Origin of the sequence: Bordetella holmesii (assembly GCF_020735985.1) — a bacterium.
Classification (GTDB): Bacteria; Pseudomonadota; Gammaproteobacteria; order Burkholderiales; family Burkholderiaceae_B; genus Bordetella; species Bordetella holmesii.
Window position 1 is genome coordinate 1,974,465 of the sequence record NZ_CP085973.1, and the last position, 22,679, is coordinate 1,997,143.

The window sequence follows — 22,679 nt, forward strand, 5'->3', positions numbered from 1 at the left end:
ACCGCGCTAGTGCCGGCTATTTGCGGCGAAAAAGCCTTTTTTTGCCTCCATTGCCAGACGTCGCCGGGCTTTCTACGATCCGCGGTTCGGAATTAGTGGAGTCCCGCATGCAAACCATCAACCTGGCCATCCGCCCTGCCCCCGGGCCTTGGCGCGTCTCCGACGTACTGGCTTTGTACGACCAGCCCTTCCCCGACCTGCTCTACCGGGCGCAAACGGTGCACCGCGAAAACTTCGATCCCCGGGAAATCCAACTCTCCAGCCTGCTGTCGATCAAGACCGGCGGCTGCCCTGAGGACTGCGGCTATTGCTCCCAATCCGCACGTCATGACACCGGGCTGGAAGCCGAAAAACTGATGCCTCTGGATGGGGTACTGAATGCGGCGCGAGCAGCCAAGGCAGCGGGCGCACAACGTTTTTGCATGGGAGCGGCCTGGCGTAGCCCAAAAGACCATCAACTCGAGGCGGTCGCGGAGATGGTGCGTGAGGTCAAGGCGCTGGGCCTGCAGACCTGTGTCACCCTGGGCATGCTCAGGCAGGGCCAGGCCGAACGCCTCAAGCATGCCGGACTCGATTACTACAACCATAATCTCGATACCTCGCCCGAATACTATGGCAGCGTCATCACCACGCGCGGTTATCAGGATCGCCTGGATACGTTGGAACAGGTCCGTGACGCGGGCATCCATGTTTGCTGCGGCGGCATCATAGGTATGGGTGAAACCCGCCGAGACCGAGCCAGCCTCATTGCACAACTGGCCAGCATGGATCCCTATCCAGAGTCCGTGCCCATCAACCACCTGGTGCCCATCGCGGGAACCCCGTTGGCCGACAGCGAGCCGCTCGACGTTTTCGAGTTCATCCGCACCATCGCCGTCGCGCGCATCACGATGCCGCGCGCCAAAGTCCGTCTGTCAGCCGGGCGCCAGTCCATGAATGAAGCAGAACAGGCGCTGTGTTTCATGGCCGGGGCCAACTCGATGTTCTACGGCGATGCGCTCCTGACCACCGGCAATCCGCAAGTACAGGCCGACCGCGCACTGATGGACAAACTGGACATGAGGGCCGAAGCGTGAATCCTGGTCTGCTTTATCTGCCCGCCAGCGTCGTGTGCAGCGTGACGCTGGCTGTCCTGCTCAAACTGGCGCGCCGCCACGGCGTGGACGTGCGCCAGGCCATCCTGACCAATTACGCCGTAGCCTGCGTTCTGTGCCTGACGCTGCTGCGCCCGGACTTGAACCAGCTTCTCCACCTGCCCATGCTGCCGGTACTGGCCGCGCTGGGCCTGTTGCTGCCCAGTATCTTCGTGGCGCTGGCCCAGTCCGTGCGCCACGCCGGGATCGTCAAGACAGACGCCGCCCAACGCCTGTCATTGTTCATTGCCCTGGGCGCGGCTTTCGTGTTGTTCGGCGAGCCCGTCACCGCGCGCAAGGCCGGCGCGATCGCATTGGCGTGCGCGGCGCTGTTCTGCCTGCTGCGCAAGCCGGCGCAACGAGACGACGATGGCGGCGCTACCTGGATCTGGCCCCTAGTGGTCTGGGTTGGCTATGGCGTGATCGACATTCTTTTCAAGATCGTCGCGCGCGCAGGGGCCGCTTTTTCCGCCACGTTGCTGGGCGCTTTTGCTCTGGCCGGCATTCTCATGCTGCTGTGGCTGCTGTGGCGCCGCGCCGCCTGGCGTGGCCGCGACCTGGCTGCAGGGTTGCTGCTGGGGATGGTGAATTTCGGCAATATCTACACCTACATCCGCGCCCATCAAAGTTTGCCGGACCAACCTGCCCTGGTATTCGCATCCATGAATATGGGCGTGATTGCATTAGGAACGGCGGCTGGCGCGTGGCTTTTCTCTGAAAAGCTCTCTGCAACCAATATCACCGGCCTGGTATTGGCGCTCGGCGCCATTGCCGTGATGCTGCCCTGAGCGGCAGTCAACGCCGCGCCCCCGTCAGTTGCTGGCGCGCGACGTCGGGTGCGGGCGGCAAGGGCTCTGCGTCGGGCACCTGCAACACCAGATTGGACTCGGCATAAGCCACGCAGGGCAAGATCCAACCGTCGGCTTGCTCATCACTGGCCACCCCAGGCCACTCGATGCGGTAAGTCACCTGGCCGGATTCCATTTTGCACATACAGGCCCGGCAACTGCCGTTGCGGCAAGAGCTGGGCAAGCGTATCCCGGCCGCTTTAGCGGCCCGCAGCACAGGCGTGTTCGCATCCACGCGGAAGCGCCAACCCGATGGCATCAGAAGAACGTCGTACGTCGTGCTCACGCGTCCTGCCAATCGAGCTTCCAGTCTCCCGAGATCACATTCTGCAGCCAGAGCATGCAGGTTAAGGTCTTGGCATCTGTCACGTCTGCGCGCTGACACGCGGCAAGCAGCGCCGGCAACGTCTCGCTATGCACATCCAGAAACTCGTCCTGGTCCAGGCGACGCTCGCCGGCGACCAGGCCGCGTGCGAAGTAGATATGGATGATCTCCGTCGAATACGCGATGGCCAGATGCAGCGCGCCTGCGCGTGCCCATTGGGAGGCGGTATAACCGGTCTCCTCCAGGAGTTCGCGCTTGGCGCAAGCCAAAGGATCCTCGCCCGGATCCAGCTTGCCAGCAGGAAACTCCGTCATGACGCGCTCGACCGGATATCGGAACTGCCGCTCCAGCAACACGCGCCCATCATCGAGCAAAGGAATGACCACCACCGCACCGGGATGGACAACGTATTCGCGCGAGACGACGTGATCGTTCGGCAGACGCACCATATCGCGGCGCACTTTGAGGAAGCTGCCGTCATAGACCAGCTCGCTGCTTTGCCGGGTTTCGGCCAGGTGTTGCTCTTGAGGATCGATGGACATGGTGTTCACAAGGGCGGCGCGCCGAACCGGAGCGCCCTGCGTCAATTTACCATTGACCCGCGCCTCAGGACTTGAGCAAAAGGTTCACACCGAGCAAAGCCAGCGCAACGAAAAAACCGCGCTTGAAAGCCTTTTCGCTTATGCGCTCGCGCAGTTTCTGCCCTCCCCACATGCCCAGCATCGCTGGCACCAATGCCACGGCCGAGCCCCCCAGCTCGGCAGGGCCTAACGCCCCGGCATAGACCAGCCCGCCTGCCATGGCCAGCGTGGAGACCACGAAAGAAATCCCCATGGCCTGCACCAGCAGGTTGCGACCCATCCCCAGGGCCTGAAGATACGGTACCGCAGGCAATACAAACACGCCGGTGACAGCCGTGATCAGCCCCGTGACCGCGCCGCACAACGCGCCCAACCACCCTTCGTGCCGCGGCGGCACGCGCAACGCCAGCGGGGACAGCCCGACGGCGGCATAGCACAGCAGCGCAGCGCCCAGCAGACTGGACGCGCCGGTCTCGCTGACGTTACGAAACAACCACACGCCCAGCGCCGTGCCCAGACAGATGGTGATCAACAACGGCGCCAACTGCCGCAACAGCACCCGAAAGTGCCCACCCGAGGCCATTTGCCAGACATTGGTGATGACGGCAGGCACCACAAGCAAGGCGGCTGCCTGCGTCGCAGGCATAGTCATGCTGAGCAGCCCGACGGCGACTGTGGGCATGCCCAGCCCGATGCACCCTTTGACGAAGCCCGCCAGCAGAAAAACCGCCAGGACCGCCACGGCGACAGAGCCGCCCATTTGAACGTAGAAGTCAGTGAAGATATGCATGATTGAAGCATCATGCGCCGGCGGGCAGGCTTTGAAAATGCGTAATACACTGACCAAGCCTACGCCGTTGACAGAGCCTGCCATGCACTTCGACCTGACCGACCTGCACTTGTTTCTCAATATCTGCGAAGCAGGCAGCATCACGGCGGGCGCAAAGGCCAGCCACCTTGCCCTGCCCTCCGCGAGCGCCCGGCTGCGAGGCATGGAGGCCTCATTGGGCACCGCCCTGTTTGAACGTCAGCGTCGTGGCGTCTCGGCCACCCCTGCCGGCCAGGCTCTGGCGCACCATGCCCGCGTACTGCTGCAGCAAGTGGCGCATCTGCAGGAGGATCTGGGCGAATACGCGCTGGGATTCAAAGGCCGCGTCCGGCTGCTGTGCAATACGGCGACTCTCTCCGAATTCTTGCCTGATCCACTGGGGAAGTTTCTGAAAGCGCATCCCAATGTCGACGTCGACGTCAGCGAGCAAGCCAGCTACCGGATCGTTCCGGCGTTGCTCCAGGGCACGGCCGATGTGGGCATCGTCTCCGATGCGGTGGATCTCAGCGGACTGGATGCGCTGGCCTTTCGCCGCGACAGACTGGAGCTGATCACGCCTGCCGATCATCCCTTGGCAAGCCGCCGTGCACTGCGCTATGCCGACACGCTGGATTACGACTTTGTCGCCCTGGAGGCTGGCAGCGCGCTGTCGGTGCATCTGGACGATCAGGCTGCCCGCGCCGGCCGGCAGATGCGAGCCCGGGTTCGCATGAGATCTTTTTCCGCCCTGGCCCGAATGGTGCAGCGCGGCGTGGGCGTGGCCATCATCCCTGAGTCGGCCAGCCGGCGTCTGAGGCTGGGTGCCGGCCTTCGTCGGCTGTCGCTGACTGACGAGTGGGCCGATCGCCGGCTGCTCGTTTGCGTGCGGGCGCTCGACAGCGCGCCCGCCTATGTCCAGGCACTGGTGCAGGCGTTGCGCGCCTAGGGCTTTTTCGCGCGCAATGGGTCGAGCAGCGGCCGCAGGCCGTTGTGGTCCAACTCATGCATCACCGCCAGCAAGCGGCCAATCTCGCCTTTCGGAAAGCCGTTGCGCGCGAACCATGTCAAATAATGGCCCGGAAGGTCAGCGATGAGGCGCCCCTGGTATTTGCCAAACGGCATTTCACGGCGGACCAACTCATTGAGCAATTCGGGATCCATGCCCTGACAACCTCGAGAAAACCGCTACGGTCGCGCCATACAGGGCTGGCGTCGTTGACCCGACACGTGGACAGCGGTCCGGCCGCGGCCCACGGCCCACCTCAATGCTGGCGGCGTTCTTGCAAAGCCTTCAGGCAAGCGGCCACACCCGCGGTGCGCTGCTCATTGCTGACTGCAGCACGATCCGAGACGGTGCGGCACCGCTGATACTCGGCCACGCTTTCCGGCGTATCGTGAATAGGCGCGGGGGCCGGCGTGCCGGCGGGCTCCACCGTCATTGTCAGCGTAGCGGGTGGCGACCAGTTGGGCGAGCTCTTGGGTTGAGTGCCCGGAAACTGCATTTCCTGCGTGCCAGATTGCGCGTGAGCAGCGCCGGCCAGGCACAGCGTGGCCAGTAGTGCAAGCCATGTACGGGTAGGCGTCATGAGAACTCCGTAATTAATGCGCCGCGAGTCGGCGCGCTCTGTATGGTAGCCCTCCCCACGCTTGCAAGTGGCAACAATCGCAACAGAGCGATAACCGGGCACCGAAGGCGCAAGCGCGCCAACAAGCATGCGCCGTCCCAGCAGACGATGGCGATGGGCGCCGCGCCGGGCCGCCCCTTTGCCTGCCGTGATTGCCTAGGAATCCGTCTGCCATGGCGGCAGAGCTGCCCCTGTCTGCCCCGGCAGACAGGGGCAGCGTACTGACACATCGTGTTACCGCATGCCGACAAACTCGCCGGCATTTAACCGCTACCTTTTCATTTCAATCGTTGTTGGAGAGAAGTGTCATGTTCAAGTACCTCAGCCCCCTGGCCGTGTCGGTCCTGCTGGCTGCCTGCACCGCCCCCGCAGAAAAACCGCTGACCTCCCCGGATGCTCACACGTCGCGCACGGCCGTGGACTGGCAAGGCAGCTATGCAGGTGTATTGCCATGCGCGGACTGCCCCGGCATCGAAATGAAGCTGACCTTGAACACGGATGGCCGCTATACGCTCAGCCGCCTCTATCAGGACCGGCAATCCAAGCCCGAACTGGTAAGCGGTCGTTTCCATTGGCTGCCGGGCGACGGCGCGATCGCACTCGAAGGCGATGACAGCCGTTGGCAGCTTGGCGAAAACCAATTGTCCATGCTCGACACGGAAGGCAAGGTCATTACCGGCCCCTTGGCCCACCATTACATCCTGCGTCGTACGGCCCACTGAGGGCAGATCAGCCGCCGTTTTCCGGGTGGCGCTGCAGCCAGGCCTTAAGCGCCTCCCGGTAATCGGACATGGCCTCGTCATAGAAGTCATAGACACAGGGAATGCAGCCGCTCTGGCAGCATTCATTGGAGCCCGGCGCCTCGGGCGGCTGCGGGCGCGGGTCATCGAGTTCGGTGGCCTGTGACATCTGCAAATCCTGGTTAATACGACACTATTAATGCATTGTCCTGCAAAAGGTATGCTTTGACATAACGGATCGCCGGACCGCCAGGTCCGCCGTGGGACACTCTATGAGGGCGTTTTCAGGCGATGACTGATTCCAGGCAGAGTCTTCAGGCTCAAGGTGTACGTTTCAAAGTGTTGGCACATGTTTTTCCTGTGCTACGCCACGATGTCATCGGCCCTATTTCCAATGCGGGACTGGCGTTGGCAATGCTGCATCAACCCGGCGAGGGCGAACATGGCGCGCGCCGTGAGCGACTTGCCGACGAAGTGCAAAGTCTGCTTGACGAGGGCGTGACCCAGTTGCGCGGCCTTGATGACTGGCTCATCGATCGCGAGCGGTGCGGTGACGCTGGGGTATTGTTCGAAGATTGCAGCCGCATCGTGTCGGCGCGACTGCTGGTCACCGGCAAGCGAGTCGCCTTGCCGGCCTTCAGTGTCGTGCCTGAATTGAGTCTGTTTTCTTCGCGCTATATCGTCCTGGCCTGGTTGCTGTGCCTGCTCGATACGCTTCCCGAAGGCCAGACACTCGATGTTCAAGGGCCTTCGGCCCATGTATGGACAGCTACGCCTGGCACCCTCTCGGCCCCTGCGCCCTGGCCTGGGCAACCCGAACCCATCACGCGTGAAGATCTGGAAGTTCTGGCCGCCGCCAGCGGCTGGCAAACCAATTGCTCCGACCACCTCTGGACCTTGAGTTGCCCGGCCTTGCCGCGGCTCTGAATGCCTGGCCGTCTGCGGCCAAAACTCGCCGGGAAAAACTGCGCCCGAACGTTTGACGCCCCCACCCCGGCCGCTATACTGGATCCATATCAAGGACACCGGTCGTCTTTCTTAACGCGCTCTTGCGGGTCGCGAGCCGGCATGAGCGTGGCGTCTTCACCACGGAGGTCCCCTCATGTTCCCTGAGTTTCGCGATCAGATTTCCCGTCTCAAAACCGAGAACCCGCACTTTGCCAAGCTGTTCGACAAGCACAACCAGCTTGATCAGCAGATCCAGAACATGGAAGCGGGCAGAGAAACGGCCACACCCTTGGAAATCGAAAAACTAAAAAAAGAAAAGCTGCACATCAAAGATCAGCTCTACGTCTTACTTAAAGACGCCTGAGGGCGCGGCTGCGCCCGTATCGGGCTCATCCCGTCAGGCGGCGTGGCGTCATCCACGACCCGGAAGGGGCCGCGCCCCTTCCCGCGGCCGGGCCCGCCCCTGCACTGACGGCGCACCACTCAGAGCTGTGGTTCCCGGCCCGCATCCAGGGCACGATGCGTCTGGCGCGCCGAGCGCAGCGCCAGGGTCGCGCTCAAGCCCAACGCCACCAGTAGAAATGCCCCCGTGAGTTCTGCTACCCCCGCCCAGCCGGCCAAGGCCCAGCTCTTGCCGCCGACGGACCCGAGTACGCTCGACCCCAGGTAATACACCAGCAGATACAGCGAGGCAGCCTGGGCCTTATAGCCCCGGGCCATCTGTCCCACCCAGCCACTGGCCACGGCGTGAGAGGCAAAAAACCCGAACGTGAAAACGACGATGCCAATCACCAACACGGCCAGATTGTTCGAAAGCGTCAGCAAAAGGCCGCTGAGTGTGAGCACCGTCCCCATCACCAACATGATACCCCGGCCGTGCCTGTCCGCCAGGCGGCCAAAGAAGGTCGACGCAAAGATACCCACCAGATAGACCACAAAAATACTGCCGATGAAAGCCTGGCTGAGGGAAAACGGTGGTTGCAGCAGCCGGAAGCCCACGTAGTTGTAAACAGTCACGAAAGACCCCATCAACAGACCGCCCAGCAAAAACAGGCTGACCAGGGGACCGTTGCGCAAATGGGCAGCCAGACCCCTGCGCGCCTCACGCCAGCCGTTGCCGCGGGTGGCGACAAAGCGCCGCGAAGCGGGCAACAGCCAGGTGAACAACACCGCTGCGAGCAGCGCCAGAAGCCCAAGCGTACCCAGGGCTGCACGCCAGCCAAAGAAGTCCGAAACCAACCCCGTGATGACCCGGCCTGTCAAACCGCCAAAGGCGCTGCCGCTGATGTATAGCCCCATGGCGAAACCCAGCGTCCCAGGCTCGACTTCCTCGGCCAGATAAGCCATGGCTACCGCCGGCACGCCGCCCATGGCGACGCCCTGTAAGGCGCGTAGTACCAAGAGACTGTTCCAGTCCGGTGCGAACGCCGCCAGCGTGCCCAATATCGCCGACGCGATCAGCGAGACCGCCATCAGGCCCAATATCGCCGACGCGATCAGCGAGGCCGCCATCAGGCCTTTGCGCGGCAACGCCTGCGACCACAGCCCCACGGCGAAAATGGCCAACGCCAGCATGCCCGTCGACAAGGACAGTGACAGGCTGCTTTGCACCGGCGAGATCTGAAAATTATGGGTGAACAGCGGCATCAAGGGCTGAACACAATACAGCAGGGAAAAGGTAGCAAAGCCGGCGGCAAACAAGGCCAGCTGGGCCCGATGCAGAGCCGGGGTACCCCGGCACAGATATCCCTGCCCCTCGTCCGCGGCAGGCACGGGCGTCGATGAATCGGGTAAGTGAGGGGCTGACATGGTGACAATCTCTAAACAGCGACCTTATTGGTCTTGTCTTCACAGTAGACTTCCACCCTGCATTTGTCCAATATATGAAACTGACTATCATCATATTTAAAAAATGGAATTGAGACATCTGCGATATTTCGTCGCCGTGGCGGAGGCCCTGCACTTCACCCGGGCGGCCCAGCGGCTAGGCATCGGGCAACCCCCTTTGAGCCTGCAAACTCAGCAGCTCGAGCGCGAGATTGGCACGCCATTGCTGCTGCGTCTGCCGCGCGGCGTGGAACTGACTGAAGCCGGCGCACAATTGCTCGTAGACGCCCGCAGCATCCTGGCCGCGGCCGACCGTGCCATCGACACTGCCCGGCGGCTGGGGCGCGGAGAGCGAGGAGCGGTCAGCGTCGGGTTTACCGCTTCCGCGGTATTCCACCCCTACCTGCCACGAGCGATCCGCGCCTACCGCGACCGCTATCCGGGCGTGCATATATCCCTGTCGGAGAGCACATCGGCCGCACTGCTTCAGGCGTTGCGTCTGGAGGAGGTGGACGTGGCATTCGTACGCCCGCCCTATGCACTGGAGCCGGAGTGCGCCACAGAACGGGTGCTGGACGAACCCATGCTGGTGGCGTTGCCGCCAGGACATCCCTTGGACCGCAAGCGCAGCGTACCCATGACGGACTTGGCCGAAGAAGCATTCGTGCTCTATCCACGGCCCATCGGCGCTGGCCTGTACGACGCCATTCTTTCGGCCTGTCTGCGCGCGGGCTTCACACCTCGCGTGATCCAGGAGGCGCCCCAGATGGCCTCTATCATCAGCCTGGTGGCAGCCGGTGTGGGTATCGCCATCGTGCCGGCGGCCATGCGGCATATGGGTGCCGAAGGCATCGAATACCGCCCCATTCGCGGCGACGCACCGCGCGCCCTGCTGGATATGGCCTACCGTCGGCATGAACGCTCGACGGCCGCGCGCAATGCCATCGCGTTGCTTCGCGAACTCGCCCCAACGCCAGGCTAAAGCCCACGTGGCCCGGCTATCTAGTATCCTTGCCCCGCTTGCCCATTCGTCCTATTGAGATCAGCCATGTCAGTCCTTCACGTTGGAGTCGCCGGGTTCGGCGCCATCGGCCAAGCCGTCGCCCAAGCCCTGGACCAGGGACTGCCCGGCCTGCGGCTTGCTGCCATCGCGGTGCGTAATCCGGCTCGCTATGAAAACCGGCGATGGCAATCGGACAAACCCGCCTTCACCGATCTGCCCGGCCTCGCCGAGCGCTGCGATGTGGTGGTCGAGGCAGCTCCGGCAGCCGTTTTCCGCGAATTGGCCGAACCCGTCCTGCGCGCGGGCAAGAAATTGCTGGTGCTGAGCTCCGGGGCGTTGTTGCGCAATGAGGATATGATCGATCTGGCCCGGCAGCACGGCGGCCAGATCATCATCCCCTCCGGCGCCATTCTCGGGCTGGATGCTCTGACTGCCGCCGCCGAGGGCCAGATCCACTCCGTCACCATGATCACCCGTAAGCCGCCGCTGGGTCTGGCCGGCGCCCCCTATCTGCAGACCCATGGCATCGACCTGAGCGAAATCACCGAACCTACGCTTGTCTTCCGCGGTTCGCCGCGCGAGGCGGCCATCGGCTTTCCTGCCAACCTCAATGTCGCCGTGAGTGTGTCACTGGCCGGCATCGGCGCAGACCGCAGCACACTCGAAATCTGGGCCGACCCGACCGTCACCCGCAATGTACATCGCGTGGAAGTCGACTCCGATTCGGCCAGCTTCTCGATGGAGATCCAGAATATCCCGTCGGAAAATCCAAAAACCGGAAAGATAACCGCGCAAAGCGTGGTGGCTGCGCTACGCAAACTGACGGCGCCTTTGCGCGTCGGCACATGACTTTCATATTGTCGACAATCCAGTAACTGCAAAAATCGGATACGCTTTCGCGCTCGCGGATCCGACACCGGATTCCTGCATTCCGGACGTCTCTTTTTTTCAATATGTCGCACCTGCCTGACCTGCCTCGCGGAGGCTTTTAATGCTTGTCGGAAATTACGACCCCACTCTGGTGCTGATATCGCTTGGGGTCGCCATTCTGGCCTCCTACACAGCGCTAGGCATGGCTAGTTGTGAACTGTCAATAGGTTGTATTCGTCCAGGTTGAGTCTGGAGATGGGTACAGCGCGCCCGATGCCTTGGTGGGGTCGATGCCAGTTGTAGTGGTGTAGCCAGGATTTCATGGCATCGGCTCGGTGTTGGGAGTTCTGGTAGGTGTGAGCGTAAGCCCACTCACGCAAGGCCGACTGGATGAAGCGTTCGGCCTTGCCATTGGTCTGTGGGCGGTAAGGTCGGGTAAAGCGGTGCTTGATGCCCAGCTCATGGCACAGCGCGGCGAAGGCGCGGCTGCGAAAGGCCGAGCCATTGTCGGTGAGCAAGCGCTGGATGGTCACGCCCAGGCGCTGGTAGTAGGCCACTGCGTCCTTGAGGAACTGGACGGCGCTGGGGAAGCGCTCGTCGGGGTGGATGTCGGTGAAGGCCACGCGGGCGTGGTCATCGATGGCCACGAAGACGAAGTCCCAGCCGGCCCCCTCAACGGTATCGCGTCGGTTGCCCGTGACCCGGTGGCCAGGGCGCTGGATACGTCCCAGCTTCTTGATGTCGATGTGCAGCAGATCGCCGGGGGCCTGATGCTCGTAGCGCACCACCGGCTCGGCCGGCTCCAGGTCGGCCAGGTGCGACAGACCGGCGCGGGCCAGGACGCGGCTGACGGTGCTGGCTGACACGCCCAGCGCCTGGGCGATGCGCGCTTGGGTCAGCCGCTTGCGGCGCAGCTCCACGATAGCCAGCGCCTTGGCCGGCGCAATCGCTCGGGGCGAGACCGTCGGGCGCGAGGACGCATCGGCCAAGCCCGCCTGGCCCTGAGCCAGGAAGCGGCCCAGCCATTTGCGCACAGTCGGCGCGGTGACCCCATAGGCGCGGGCCGCTTCAGGCACACAAACTTGATGGGCGATCAATTGCTGGACCATTTCGAGTCGACGTAGGAAGGTCAATCGGGCATGCTTATGGGTGTTCATCCGGCCGGGCTCCTTGAGTGAACTGGGGGGTTGGCGATTTCCAGTTTCTCAAATCCGGTTCGGATGAACCATGCATACAACCTATTGAATCTTCACAGCTAGTCGAGTCAGCTCGACCCAAGGTATTGCCGCGCGTTTCTGGTTGATAGGCGGCGCCTGCGCCATGGGCCTGGGCATATGGTCGATGCACTTCGTCGGGATGTTGGCCTTCAGCCTGCCCATCTCCCTGGGCTATGACCTCGCCCTCACCGGGCTGTCGCTAGTCATTGCCATCTGCAGCTCCGCTTTTGCACTGTGGGTCGTCACGCGCAGTTCGCTGCCACGCCTGCGCCTGGTGGGCGCCGCCTTGCTCATGGGATGCGGTATCGCAGCCATGCACTACGTGGGCATGGAGGCCATGCGCATGTATCCGGCCATCGAATATTCGCCGGGGCTGTTCTTCCTCTCTGTCGTCGTGGCCATCGTGGCTTCGGGCGCCGCCCTCTGGATCACACACAACCTGCGCCTGACCCGACCGGGAGCGCCAGCCTATCGCGTCTTCGCAGCCGTCGTCATGGGCTTGGCCATCGTCGGCATGCACTACACCGGCATGGCGGCAGCGCGGTTTTCAGAGAACAGCATCTGCATGGCCGTGCTGCACGGCATCAGCGCCGGCTGGCTGGCCGCCAGCGTCACGGCCGTCACGCTCAGCGTCCTGGGGATCGCCCTCGTGGTGGCCGTGCTCGACACGCGTCTTGAAGCGCGCACCTCGGCGCTGGCCAGCTCGCTGGCCCTGGCGAACGAGGAGCTGCTGCATCTGGCCTTGCATGACGCCCTGACTCAACTGCCCAACCGTGCCTTGCTCGACGAGCGCCTGATCCAGGCCATCGCCCGCGCGAAGGCCGCCCGAGGACACCTGGCTGTACTTTTTATTGATCTGGATGGATTCAAAGCGGTCAACGACGCCTATGGCCATCAAAGCGGCGACAGCCTGTTGCGTCAATTGGCGCGCCGCATCGAAAATGAAGCCCTGCGTCCCGGCGATCTGGTGGCGCGGCTCGGGGGGGATGAGTTCATCGTCGTCGCCGATATGATCGCCCCTACCGATGCCGCGAACCTGGCCGAAAAGCTGATCGAGACACTCTCGCGCGAAGCGGAGGTCGATGGCAATACGCTCTCGGTAACGGCCAGCGTCGGCATCTCTATCTATCCGGACGATGGCGAAGACGGCCGCACTCTGCTCACGCACGCCGATGCGGCCATGTATCACGCCAAACGGCTGGGCCGTGATCCGCGATACAGCTATTTCGAGCCGGCGATGAACGAAAACGCCCGCGAACAACTTCAGCTGCTGCAGGACCTGCGACAAGCACAAGCACGTGGCGAACTGGTGCTGTATTACCAACCCAAGTTCGTCGCTCCGTCGGGGCCGGTCGTCGGCGCCGAGGCCTTGTTGCGCTGGAACCATCCCAAGCGCGGCTTGATTTCGCCAGGTGAATTCATTCCCATCGCTGAACGTACCGGGCTGATTTTCTCCATTGGCGAATGGGTGCTGGATGAAGCCTGCCGCCAGATGCGCATCTGGCGCGATCTGGGTCACAGCAACTGGACGGTGGCCGTCAACTTGTCGGCGATGCAATTCTCTCAGGCCGGCCTGGTCGAAACCATCCGCGACACGCTTGCACGCCACCTTCTGCCGGCGAGCTGCCTGGCCATCGAAATCACCGAGACCACCGCCATGCACGATGCCGAGGCCAGCCTGGCTGTGCTGCGCGAGCTGGCGGACCTGGGAATTTCGATTTCGATCGACGATTTCGGCACCGGCTATTCCAGCCTGCTCTACCTGAAGCGGCTGCCGGCCAGCGAGTTGAAGATCGACCGGGGTTTTATCAGTCAGCTCGAGCACGACCAGGAAGATGCCGCCATCGTCTCGGCCATCATCGCGCTGGGGCAGCGGCTGAATCTGCGGATCGTCGCCGAAGGCGTGGAGACCCAGGCCCAGCAGCAATTTCTCACCGAGCTGGGTTGCGACTCGCTGCAAGGCTTTCTGCTTGGCAAACCACTGCCGCCTCAGGATTTCCTGAAAGCGGATTTCGCTCGCAGCCAGGATTGAACTCGCAGCGGCTTGCCAGGCAAGCCGCCATCCGCTACAAACAGTGCGCTGGCTCCGGGTCCAACGCCACTTCTTGCTCCCGGCCCTCAGAGACTGAGTCATGCGCCTTCGTCCGAATGTCGATTTTCAACAAGTGCTCTCGCGTAGCCTGCTTGACCTCTTCATCCGGATCAGCCTCATCGGCGGCCTGGTCTATTGGTGCTACCGGGTCGCCGAACCGTTCATCGGGCTGCTGCTGTGGTCCATCATCCTGGCCGTCACCCTGGCGCCCATCCACCATCGCGTCACTCATTGGCTGCGTGGGCGCAAAAAAACGGCGGCCGTGCTGCTGGTCATCGTCACCTTGCTGGCCTTCATTGTGCCTGGGGCGCTGTTGGCCGGCTCGCTGGCCGAGAGTTTGCCCCGGCTTTTCCATCACGAGGAAGGTCAGCCCACGCTGCGCATCCCGGAGCCGCCCGACTTTGTCTCCAACCTTCCCCTCATCGGTCACCGCGTGCACGACGCTTGGTCGCAAGCCACCGACAATGTCGAGTCCGCGCTCAAGCCCCTGCAACCAGCGCTGACCGCGACGGCAAAGTGGCTGCTCAACAGCGTGACGACCGCTGGCATGGAGTTTCTGATTTTTCTGGCGGCCGTGGCGATCGCGGGCCTGGTCCTGATTTACAGCACGCCAAGCAAACGGCTGGCCGATGAAATCGCCGGCCGCATCGCCGGGCCGCAGCGTGGCCATGAGTTGATTCTGCTGACGGCATCCACGATACGTGCCGTGGCGCAGGGCGTGATCGGTGTGGCGCTGATCCAATCCGCCCTGGGTGGCTTGGGGATGCTCGTCGCGGGCGTGCCCGGCGCCGGTATCTGGGCCATCGTGGCCTTGGCCGTCTGCATCGTGCAGTTGCCGATTCTCGTCGTATTGCTGCCTGCCGCTATTTACGTGTTCATGTACAGCAGCACGCCCATGGCCGTCGGATTTGCCATCTGGAGCGTGCTGGTCGGCTTGCTGGACAACGTTCTCAAGCCCTTCATGCTGGCTCGCGGCATCAGCATCCCGCTGCCCATCATTCTGATCGGCGCGCTCGGCGGCGTGGTCGCCGCCGGTATCGTCGGGCTGTTTCTGGGCCCGGTGGGATTCGCGCTGGGTTATGTGCTTTTCATGCAGTGGGTGCGAGAGCCTATCGTCGGTGCCGAACTCACGTCTTCAGACGATAGCCCGTCTTGAAGATCCAGCGTACCGTCAGCACACAAACCGCGAGAAAGAGCAGCGTCATGCCTATGCTCAGTTCCAGGCTGACGTCCGCCGATCCGAAGAAACTCCAGCGAAAACCACTGACGAGATAAACGACGGGATTAAAGAGCGTCACGGTCTGCCAGAAGGGCGGCAGCATTTTGATCGAATAGAACGTGCCGCCCAAGAAGGTCAGCGGCGTGATGATCATCAACGGGATGATCTGCAGTTTCTCAAAGCCATCCGCCCACACCCCGATGATGAAACGAACAAGCTGAAGGTCACGGCCGTGAACACGAGAAACACGACCATCCAGACCGGATGCTCGACCTCGTACGCCACGAATAGCCGCGCCGTGGCCAGCATGATCAACCCCAGCAGAACAGACTTGCTGGCGGCCGCGCCGACATATCCCATCACGATCTCGACATACGAAATAGGCGCAGAGAGGATTTCGTAAATCGTTCCTGAAAAACGCGGCATATAGATGCCAAACGACGCGTTGGCGACACTCTGCGTCAACAGCGACAGCATGATCATGCCAGGCACGATGAACGCGCCATAACTCACGCCGCCTATCTCGACCATATGCGAGCCGATCGCCGAACCGAAAACCACAAAGTACAGAGACGTCGATATGACCGGCGAGGCAACGCTTTGCATGAGCGTGCGCCAGGCGCGCGCCATTTCGAACAGATAGATGGCTCGAACTGCGTACCAATTCATGATTGTGCACTCACCAGACTGACAAAGATTTCCTCCAGCGTGCTTTCGGAGGACTGCAGATCGTTGAATCCGATACTCAGCGCATCGAGTTCCCGCAGCAAAGGCTGCACGGGATTAATTTCACCCTGAGTGTCGTAGGTGTAGGTCAGCACACGGCCGCCCTCGCTCAGGCTCAGGTCATAGCGGGCCAGCGTGGGGGGCACGGCAACCAGCGGCGCGGTCAACGCGAACACCAGTTGTTTCTTCCCCAGCTTGCGCATGAGCGCATGCGTCTGTTCCACGAGGATGATCTCGCCTTTGCGGATCACGCCCACCCGGTCGGCCATCTCCTGGGCCTCCTCGATGTAATGCGTGGTCAGGATGATGGTCACCCCTTGCTCGCGCAGACGCCGCACCATATCCCACATGCCACGCCGTAACTCCACGTCCACGCCGGCGGTCGGCTCGTCGAGAAACAGAATGCGCGGCTCGTGCGACAACGCCTTGGCGATCATCACCCGGCGCTTCATGCCCCCGGACAGCGCCATGATGCGGCTGTCTTTCTTATCCCATAACGACAGATCGCGCAGGATGCGCTCGACCAGTGCCGCATTGGCGGGCTTGCCAAAGAGCCCACGGCTGAAGCTCACCGTGTTCCATACCGTCTCGAAGGCGTCGGTGGTCAACTCCTGCGGCACCAGGCCGATGGCCTGCCGTGCCGCACGATAATCACGGACATTGTCGTGTCCGTCGGCCAGAACGCGGCCGCTGCTGGCATTGACGATGCCGCAGATAATGCTGATGAGGGTGGTTTTACCCGCGCCATTTGGGCCGAGCAGTGCAAAAATTTCGCCCCGCCGGATCTCGAGATTGATATTTTTCAGGGCCTGATGCCCCGAGGCATAAACCTTCGAGAGGTTCTGTACTGCAATCACACTATCGCCAGACACGGCAACCTCGCTTGTTATCCTGGCCATTGACGAGCCACGCACAACGATAACCCACCGGCCGGCACCGCCCCGGATGCACGCCCCCAAAGACTGAAGTCGATTTCATCGGCCAATTGGAGCATCGGCCAGGTACAGGCTGGCACCGGTGGCCAGCCCCTCAGGCCAATGTCAGCGTCACGTCGATGTTGCCGCGAGTGGCGTTGGAATACGGGCACACGATGTGTGCGTTGTCGATCAACTGTCGGGCGGCATCACGATCCATGCCGGGCAGGGAAATCGTCAGTTCGACCTCGATGCCAAAGCCATGAGGCAAAGGACCGATGCTCACGGCCCCTTGCACTGACAGTTCGGCGGGAAGTGACATGCGTTCTCGAGCAGCGACGAACTTCATCGCACCGATAAAGCAGGCCGCGTAACCGGCTGCGAACAACTGCTCAGGATTGCTGCCCTGGCCGCCCGCGCCGCCCAACTCCTTCGGTGTGCTCAGTTGGACATCCAGATGTTTATCGGAGGATACCGCCCGGCCATCGCGGCCGCCGGTGACCTGGGCATGGGCACGGTAGAGAATTTTTTCGAGAGACATGATGCTTTCCTTGCAACAAGAGCGCGCCGCAGCGCGGGTTGATGGATGGCCGCCGTGGCGACTACGTAGCCGAGCACGACAGAGTGCGTGTCTCCCTCGCGATGCAACGTCCTCGTGGCGCTGCATCCGGAGGGCCCATCCTAGGTCAGTTGGGCTCGTAGGCACTCCAGCCGGGTCTTCAAGGCCTGCGCTTGCTCTGCCGAACAGTGAAGAGCCTCGGCAATGCCGGTCGGCACGGCGGCGGCCTTGGCCTTCAATGCCTGGCCCGGCGCGGTCAAGCTGACGATGATCTGCCGCTCGTCTGCGACGCCGCGATCGCGCCGCAGCAAGCCAGCGGCTTCCAGGCGCTTGAGCAGCGGCGTCAACGTGGCGGAATCCAGAAACAATCGCTTGCCAATATCCGACAGCGTAAGGCCGTCCTGTTCCCACAACACCATCATCACCAAATACTGGGAATAGGTCAGCCCCAGCTCGCCCAGCAGCTTGCGATAGATTTTGTTCATCGCCAACGCGGTCGAATGCAGGGCGAAACAGAGCTGGTCATCCAGCAATAAGGAGGGCGCCAACGCGCGGGCCGGGGTTGTCATGAAGACCTGATATTAAATCGTGCGCTATTTAATAGCAAACTATATTTATATGCCTCGACAGTTTCTCCTTCCGTGGTGCCACGCCCTCCACGAGCTGGCGGCCGCTGTCCGACAAAAAAAGAGGGGACCCCTCGGTCCCCTAAACACTCCACCCTACAACAGGTACTGCTTAATGCTGGTCACCGCCTTCAGGCGGCTTGTGCCTCGCCATGCTCGAACTGCGCCTCCTCCGTCGAACCGGTCAGCGCGGTGGTCGAGGAACGGCCGCCTTCGATGGTCTGCGTCACGGCGTCGAAGTACCCCGTACCCACTTCGCGCTGATGCTTTACCGCAGTAAAGCCCAGTTCTGCGGCGGCAAACTCCTTTTGCTGCAGCTCGACAAAGGCGCTCATCTGGCGGCGTGCATAGCCATGCGCCAGCTCGAACATCCCGTAGTTCAGCGAATGGAAGCCGGCCAACGTAATGAACTGGAACTTGTAGCCCATGGCACCCAGCTCACGCTGGAATTTGGCGATCGTGGCATCGTCGATATTTTTCTTCCAGTTAAACGACGGCGAGCAGTTGTACGCCAGCAGCTTGCCCGGATATTTGCGGTGAATGGCCTCGGCAAACTTGCGGGCATATTCAAGATTGGGCGTGGACGTTTCGCACCAGATCAAATCGGCGTAAGCCGCATAGGCCAGGCCACGCGAAATGGCCTGATCAATGCCGGCACGGGTGCGGAAAAAGCCTTCCACCGTGCGTTCGCCCGTGATGAACGGACGATCGTTTTCGTCGACATCGCTGGTGACCAGATCGGCAGCGTCGGCATCCGTGCGGGCCAACAGCAAAGTGGGCGTACCCATCACGTCGGCAGCCAGGCGGGCGGCAACGAGCTTGGCCACGGCCTCGCGGGTCGGCACCAGCACCTTTCCGCCCATGTGGCCGCATTTCTTGACCGAGGCGAGTTGGTCTTCGAAGTGCACGCCGGCTGCGCCGGCTTCGATCATGCCCTTCATCAACTCAAACGCATTGAGCACGCCGCCGAAACCGGCTTCGGCATCGGCGACGATAGGTGCGAAGTAATCCACATACCCTTCGTCACCCGGATTTTTACCTTCCATCCATTGGATCTGATCGCAACGTGCCAGGGAGTTGTTGATCCGGCGCACTACCTGGAGCACAGAATTCGCCGGGTAGAGCGACTGATCGGGGTACATTTCGCCAGCCAGGTTAGCGTCGCCCGCCACCTGCCAGCCGGAAAGATAGATAGCCTTGAGCCCGGCCTTGACCTGCTGCATGGCCTGGTTGCCGGTCAAGGCGCCCAGCGAATTGACGAATGGCTCACTATGCAGCGACTGCCACAGACGGGTGGCACCACGCCGCGCCAGTGTGTGCTCGACCTGCGTCGAGCCGCGCAGGCGGATGACTTCTTCGGCCTTGTAGGCGCGCGCGATGCCCTTCCAGCGCGGATTCTCGGCCCAATCTTGTTCCAGTTTGCGGATATCAGTGTCGCGTTGGCTCATGGTGTCTCTCCGGTAGTGGTTTGCGAAACAGGGGATTCAGGGTCTGTCTGTTTGCCGCGAATCCATGCAACACAGTCTACGGATATGCTGCGCAGCAGCGCAGCATCGGCGCCGTGATTAATCGAACTTTTTTATTATTAAAAATTATCAACTTGCAATTATAATTTTGCAATATGAAATGCCATTGAGCGCCATGAAATCCGGATTCGCTGCTGCGCAGCATGTCCTTTCACATGCCGTGAAACGGTTTTCACCATATAAAATTTACACGGCATCCAGGGCCTACAATGCAGGCATCTTCCGTACCGCTTTGATCTCATGCCGCTTACCGACGCGCCCCTGGGCCACAACGTGGCCTATCCGTCCGAATACGATGCTTCGCTGCTCTTTCCCATCCCACGGTCGGACAACCGTGCCGCGCTTGGATTGGACCGCATGCAGGCTCTACCAGGCAGCGCCCTGCCCTTTCATGGCACCGACATCTGGAACGCCTATGAGCTCTCCTGGCTCGATGCCAAGGGCAAACCGCGCATCGCCATGGCCAGCTTCCGGCTGCCCGCCAACAGCCCGAACATCATTGAGTCGAAGTCTTTCAAGCTCTACCTGAATTCCTTCAACCAGACGCGGCTCAGTAACGCCCAGGCCCTGCGCGAGCGTCTCGAGACTGATCTGTCAGCAGCGGCCGGCAGCCCCATCGAAATGGACTTCATCCTGCCGCAGCGTTTCGATGAGCTACGCATTGCCGAGCTCGGCGGCACCAACCTGGACAAGCAGGACGTCGAGATCGAGCACTATGAGCCGCGCCCCGAGCTGCTGCGCTGCAGCGTGGGCGACGTCGTCCAGGAAACCCTGGTCTCACGCCTGCTAAAGTCCAACTGCCCGGTGACGGGCCAACCGGACTGGGGTTCGGTGCAGATCACTTACCGCGGCAGGCCGATGGATCATGCTGCCCTGCTCAAGTACATCGTCTCGTTTCGCCAGCATGCCGAGTTTCATGAGCATTGCGCCGAACGCATCTTCTGCGACCTGATGCGGGCTTGCGAACCCGAGGAACTAACGGTTTATGCCCGTTACACTCGCCGAGGCGGCCTGGACATCAACCCTTGGCGCAGTAATATCCCCGGTGGCGCACCGGTCGATACCCGCACAGCGCGCCAATGAATAAAGGTCCCGTGGGGCCTTTATTGCAAAAAAACCCTGCCGGTCAGCCGGCCTTGCGCGCCTGGATGGCAATCCACTGCGCCAGAATGGCTCCGATCGCGAACGCCAGCCCTGCCCCTATCCACGGACCTTGCGCCAGTCCCGCATCAAGCAGCAGCCCGAATCCCAGGGGGCCGAGTGCAGAACCCACATCCATGCCCGAATACACCAGGCCGTACACCGAGCCGGTAGCCCCCTTGGGCGTGACGCGGCGAATGAGCATATCGCGCGACGGGGCGGCCACCCCTGCGCAAAAACCGGCCAAGCCCACCACCAGGGCCGCCATCGACGCGGGGACCCAGCCCATGGCCAGCACGACCAGCGTCAACCCGGCCATGAGCAGGGCTGCCGTGACGGTGCGCTCAGTGCGCGGTGGCGCCGAGACCAGAAATCCTCCCGCTGCCATGCCCAGCGCCGAAGCCAGCATGTAGCCGGACAGCGCGGAGCTGGCCGTCACCCGCGACAAGTCATACAACTGCCCCAATAGCGGAATGGTGTAGTTCTGCACCGAAGACAACGCAATGGACGTGAAAGCAAAAAACAGAAACGCCCCCCAGAGCGCAGGCCGCGCCGCCAATGCGGTCAGCGTCTGCCATACGCTGGCTTGCGCAGACGAAGCCGGACCTGCCTCGCGCGCGGGTTCGGGCGCACCCAATAAATCGCGGCCCAGCACCGTGAGCAGCAAGACCAGCGCAATCAGCCCGGCCGCAGAAAAGGCCGCCACACGCCAATTCGACAGCAAGGTAATGGTGGTGATGAACACCGGCGTCAGCGCCCAGCCCAGATTGCCCGTCAGGCCGTGAATCGAAAAAGCATGGCCCAGCCGTGCCGGGCTCACACGATGATTGATGATCGAGTAGTCGGCCGGATGAAAAATCGAATTACCCACCCCGCCTATCGCCGCAGCCAGCATCAGCATGGCGTAACCGTTGGCCGCGCCGATCAGGACAGCCGCGAGCACAAAACAGGACAGCCCAAACCACAGCACCGGGCGCGCGCCCACCCGGTCAACGACAAAACCGGAAGAAGCCTGGCCCAGACCCGAGACGACGTAAAACACCGAAACCAGCAGGCCGAGCCGGGCAAAGTCCAAACCGAACTCATTGCCCAGGGATACATACAGGGATGGAAGAACCAGTTGGAAAAAATGCGAGCTCGAATGCGCCACACCGATCAGCAAAATGATCTGCCAGTCGCGACGGCGCAAGTCTGGGGAATCGGATACTGCGGTAGCGGTATTCATGCGTCAGCAGAGCCCGCGAAGGCCCCTCGAAAAGTCTGCGGTTCGTGGCGGCCGCGCCGCCACGCTCATCGGGCCGCTTGAAGCCGCCTCTGTAATGGAGATGGGCGGCGCGAGCGCGCCACCCATCTCGGCACAACGCGATTCAGCCCGCCTTCTCGCGAATCGCCGGCCAGGCACGTTGCAGGTAATAGAGCATCGACCACACCGTCAGCACGGCAGCGACTACGATCAGCCAGGCGCCCACATAGCGCATGTCCACTCCCCAAAGCGTTTGGTTGTAGAGCAGGCAGGGGATGGCGACCATCTGGGCGGCAGTTTTGAATTTACCCAGGCGGTGCACGGCCACGCTGGCACTTGCCCCGATCTTGGCCATCCACTCACGCAGTGCCGAAATCGTGATTTCACGACCGATGATGATCAGCGATACGAAGGCATCGACACGGCTCAGATCCAACAGCACGATGAGCGCGGCGCACACCATCAACTTATCGGCAACCGGATCCAGAAAGGCCCCGAAAGCCGAGGTCTGATTCCAGCGGCGAGCCAGCCAGCCATCGAACCAATCGGTCAGAGCCGCCACGATGAAGGCGACGGCGGCCAACGTATCGCGCACACTTACCGATATCCAAGTGTCGGGCAAATAGAACAGCCCGACCACCAGCGGAATCATGGCGATGCGCAGCCACGTCAGAAAAATGGGAACGTTTATCGGCATAGTGCCCGTATG

25 protein-coding genes and 2 pseudogenes are annotated in these 22,679 nt (G+C 61.9%); 12 read left to right on the forward strand and 15 right to left on the reverse strand.

The genetic code is table 11. From position 1 onward, the window contains the following. Positions 1-107 precede the first annotated feature (107 nt). Both bioB and LK440_RS09445 read left to right on the forward strand, forming a co-directional pair. Positions 108-1,076, forward strand: coding sequence for a biotin synthase BioB (bioB, locus tag LK440_RS09440; RefSeq protein ID WP_005013351.1), 969 nt, complete (start codon positions 108-110; stop codon positions 1,074-1,076). Further along, on the forward strand, positions 1,073-1,921 hold the full coding sequence (locus tag LK440_RS09445) for a DMT family transporter (protein WP_005013350.1): 849 nt from the start codon (positions 1,073-1,075) through the stop codon (positions 1,919-1,921). The genes bioB and LK440_RS09445 overlap by 4 nt, the downstream gene beginning before the upstream one ends. Before the next feature lie 7 nt (positions 1,922-1,928). Here LK440_RS09445 and LK440_RS09450 read toward each other — a convergent pair whose 3' ends face one another. The 3 genes from LK440_RS09450 to LK440_RS09460 form a co-directional block, all read right to left on the reverse strand. Beyond that, positions 1,929-2,240 carry a 2Fe-2S iron-sulfur cluster-binding protein gene (locus LK440_RS09450; protein ID WP_076879521.1) on the reverse strand — a complete coding sequence of 104 codons (312 nt, stop codon included), beginning with the start codon at positions 2,238-2,240 and terminating at the stop codon, positions 1,929-1,931. Positions 2,241-2,263: 23 nt separating this feature from the next. Beyond that, a complete protein-coding gene (locus tag LK440_RS09455) occupies positions 2,264-2,848 on the reverse strand; it encodes an NUDIX domain-containing protein (RefSeq protein WP_017685893.1) in 585 nt (194 codons plus the stop codon). A 64-nt stretch (positions 2,849-2,912) separates the two neighbouring features. After that, positions 2,913-3,761 carry a sulfite exporter TauE/SafE family protein gene (locus LK440_RS09460; protein WP_005019248.1) on the reverse strand — a complete coding sequence of 283 codons (849 nt, stop codon included), beginning with the start codon at positions 3,759-3,761 and terminating at the stop codon, positions 2,913-2,915. Between LK440_RS09460 and LK440_RS09465 the strand changes: the two genes are divergently transcribed. After that, on the forward strand, positions 3,760-4,641 hold the full coding sequence (locus LK440_RS09465) for a LysR family transcriptional regulator (RefSeq protein ID WP_005013346.1): 882 nt from the start codon (positions 3,760-3,762) through the stop codon (positions 4,639-4,641). The two genes, LK440_RS09460 and LK440_RS09465, sit on opposite strands and share 2 nt — an antisense overlap. On the opposite strand, the gene LK440_RS09470 is transcribed toward LK440_RS09465, so the two are convergent. Both LK440_RS09470 and LK440_RS09475 read right to left on the reverse strand, forming a co-directional pair. Next, complete coding sequence (locus tag LK440_RS09470) at positions 4,638-4,856, reverse strand: DUF3820 family protein (RefSeq protein ID WP_005013345.1); 219 nt, start codon at positions 4,854-4,856, stop codon at positions 4,638-4,640. The genes LK440_RS09465 and LK440_RS09470 overlap by 4 nt on opposite strands. 101 nt (positions 4,857-4,957) lie before the next feature. Then, positions 4,958-5,281 (reverse strand): hypothetical protein, encoded by a 324-nt coding sequence (locus LK440_RS09475; protein WP_005013344.1) that lies wholly within the window; start codon positions 5,279-5,281, stop codon positions 4,958-4,960. 347 nt (positions 5,282-5,628) lie between these two features. Here LK440_RS09475 and LK440_RS09480 point away from each other — a divergent pair, with 347 nt between their 5' ends. Further along, the gene (locus LK440_RS09480) at positions 5,629-6,042 is read left to right on the forward strand and encodes a copper resistance protein NlpE (protein ID WP_005013342.1); all 414 of its coding nucleotides are present in this window, start codon (positions 5,629-5,631) and stop codon (positions 6,040-6,042) included. 7 nt (positions 6,043-6,049) lie between these two features. Here the strand turns inward: LK440_RS09480 and LK440_RS09485 are convergent, their stop codons facing one another. Then, positions 6,050-6,229 (reverse strand): oxidoreductase-like domain-containing protein, encoded by a 180-nt coding sequence (locus LK440_RS09485; protein WP_005013340.1) that lies wholly within the window; start codon positions 6,227-6,229, stop codon positions 6,050-6,052. 245 nt (positions 6,230-6,474) lie between these two features. Between LK440_RS09485 and LK440_RS09490 the strand changes: the two genes are divergently transcribed. Continuing rightward, the gene (locus LK440_RS09490) at positions 6,475-6,987 is read left to right on the forward strand and encodes a hypothetical protein (protein ID WP_227944723.1); all 513 of its coding nucleotides are present in this window, start codon (positions 6,475-6,477) and stop codon (positions 6,985-6,987) included. Between the two features lie 175 nt (positions 6,988-7,162). After that, positions 7,163-7,372, forward strand: a complete 210-nt coding sequence (locus LK440_RS09495; RefSeq protein ID WP_005013335.1) for a YdcH family protein — start codon at positions 7,163-7,165, stop codon at positions 7,370-7,372. A 119-nt stretch (positions 7,373-7,491) separates the two neighbouring features. Here LK440_RS09495 and LK440_RS09500 read toward each other — a convergent pair whose 3' ends face one another. Beyond that, on the reverse strand, positions 7,492-8,817 hold the full coding sequence (locus tag LK440_RS09500) for an MFS transporter (protein ID WP_025341402.1): 1,326 nt from the start codon (positions 8,815-8,817) through the stop codon (positions 7,492-7,494). Positions 8,818-8,920: 103 nt separating this feature from the next. On the opposite strand from LK440_RS09500, the gene LK440_RS09505 reads away from it, so the two are divergent. The 3 genes and pseudogenes from LK440_RS09505 to LK440_RS18100 form a co-directional block, all read left to right on the forward strand. After that, a complete protein-coding gene (locus LK440_RS09505) occupies positions 8,921-9,817 on the forward strand; it encodes a LysR family transcriptional regulator (RefSeq protein WP_005013332.1) in 897 nt (298 codons plus the stop codon). 66 nt (positions 9,818-9,883) lie between these two features. After that, positions 9,884-10,687 (forward strand): aspartate dehydrogenase, encoded by an 804-nt coding sequence (locus LK440_RS09510; protein ID WP_005013330.1) that lies wholly within the window; start codon positions 9,884-9,886, stop codon positions 10,685-10,687. Between the two features lie 142 nt (positions 10,688-10,829). Continuing rightward, positions 10,830-10,916, forward strand: a pseudogene (locus LK440_RS18100) (MHYT domain-containing protein); the annotation flags it as partial. Here the strand turns inward: LK440_RS18100 and LK440_RS09515 are convergent. Then, a complete protein-coding gene (locus LK440_RS09515) occupies positions 10,915-11,865 on the reverse strand; it encodes an IS481-like element IS481 family transposase (RefSeq protein WP_005012808.1) in 951 nt (316 codons plus the stop codon). The pseudogene LK440_RS18100 and the gene LK440_RS09515 sit on opposite strands and share 2 nt — an antisense overlap. A 163-nt stretch (positions 11,866-12,028) precedes the next feature. Between LK440_RS09515 and LK440_RS09520 the strand changes: the two genes are divergently transcribed. Together LK440_RS09520 and LK440_RS09525 are read left to right on the forward strand one after the other, a co-directional pair. Then, a complete protein-coding gene (locus LK440_RS09520) occupies positions 12,029-13,957 on the forward strand; it encodes a putative bifunctional diguanylate cyclase/phosphodiesterase (RefSeq protein ID WP_017685457.1) in 1,929 nt (642 codons plus the stop codon). Positions 13,958-14,057: 100 nt separating this feature from the next. Further along, on the forward strand, positions 14,058-15,173 hold the full coding sequence (locus LK440_RS09525) for an AI-2E family transporter (protein WP_005013329.1): 1,116 nt from the start codon (positions 14,058-14,060) through the stop codon (positions 15,171-15,173). Here LK440_RS09525 and LK440_RS09530 read toward each other — a convergent pair. The 5 genes and pseudogenes from LK440_RS09530 to aceA form a co-directional block, all read right to left on the reverse strand. Beyond that, a pseudogene (locus LK440_RS09530) lies at positions 15,145-15,905 on the reverse strand (ABC transporter permease). The gene LK440_RS09525 and the pseudogene LK440_RS09530 sit on opposite strands and share 29 nt — an antisense overlap. Beyond that, on the reverse strand, positions 15,902-16,861 hold the full coding sequence (locus LK440_RS09535; protein ID WP_050427710.1) for an ABC transporter ATP-binding protein: 960 nt from the start codon (positions 16,859-16,861) through the stop codon (positions 15,902-15,904). The pseudogene LK440_RS09530 and the gene LK440_RS09535 overlap by 4 nt, the downstream one beginning before the upstream one ends. 130 nt (positions 16,862-16,991) lie before the next feature. Next, the gene (locus LK440_RS09540; RefSeq protein ID WP_005013326.1) at positions 16,992-17,417 is read right to left on the reverse strand and encodes an organic hydroperoxide resistance protein; all 426 of its coding nucleotides are present in this window, start codon (positions 17,415-17,417) and stop codon (positions 16,992-16,994) included. Between the two features lie 140 nt (positions 17,418-17,557). Continuing rightward, a complete protein-coding gene (locus LK440_RS09545) occupies positions 17,558-18,004 on the reverse strand; it encodes a MarR family winged helix-turn-helix transcriptional regulator (protein ID WP_005013323.1) in 447 nt (148 codons plus the stop codon). 188 nt (positions 18,005-18,192) lie between these two features. Then, entirely contained in the window at positions 18,193-19,509 is a 1,317-nt protein-coding gene (gene aceA, locus LK440_RS09550; protein ID WP_005013321.1) for an isocitrate lyase, read from the reverse strand. A gap of 318 nt (positions 19,510-19,827) precedes the next feature. On the opposite strand from aceA, the gene queF reads away from it, so the two are divergent. Beyond that, complete coding sequence (queF, locus tag LK440_RS09555) at positions 19,828-20,670, forward strand: NADPH-dependent 7-cyano-7-deazaguanine reductase QueF (protein ID WP_005013320.1); 843 nt, start codon at positions 19,828-19,830, stop codon at positions 20,668-20,670. Between the two features lie 43 nt (positions 20,671-20,713). Here queF and LK440_RS09560 read toward each other — a convergent pair whose 3' ends face one another. Together LK440_RS09560 and pgsA are read right to left on the reverse strand one after the other, a co-directional pair. Beyond that, entirely contained in the window at positions 20,714-21,952 is a 1,239-nt protein-coding gene (locus LK440_RS09560) for an MFS transporter (RefSeq protein WP_005013319.1), read from the reverse strand. 142 nt (positions 21,953-22,094) lie between these two features. Beyond that, on the reverse strand, positions 22,095-22,667 hold the full coding sequence (pgsA, locus tag LK440_RS09565; protein ID WP_005013315.1) for a CDP-diacylglycerol--glycerol-3-phosphate 3-phosphatidyltransferase: 573 nt from the start codon (positions 22,665-22,667) through the stop codon (positions 22,095-22,097). Positions 22,668-22,679: the final 12 nt, after the last annotated feature.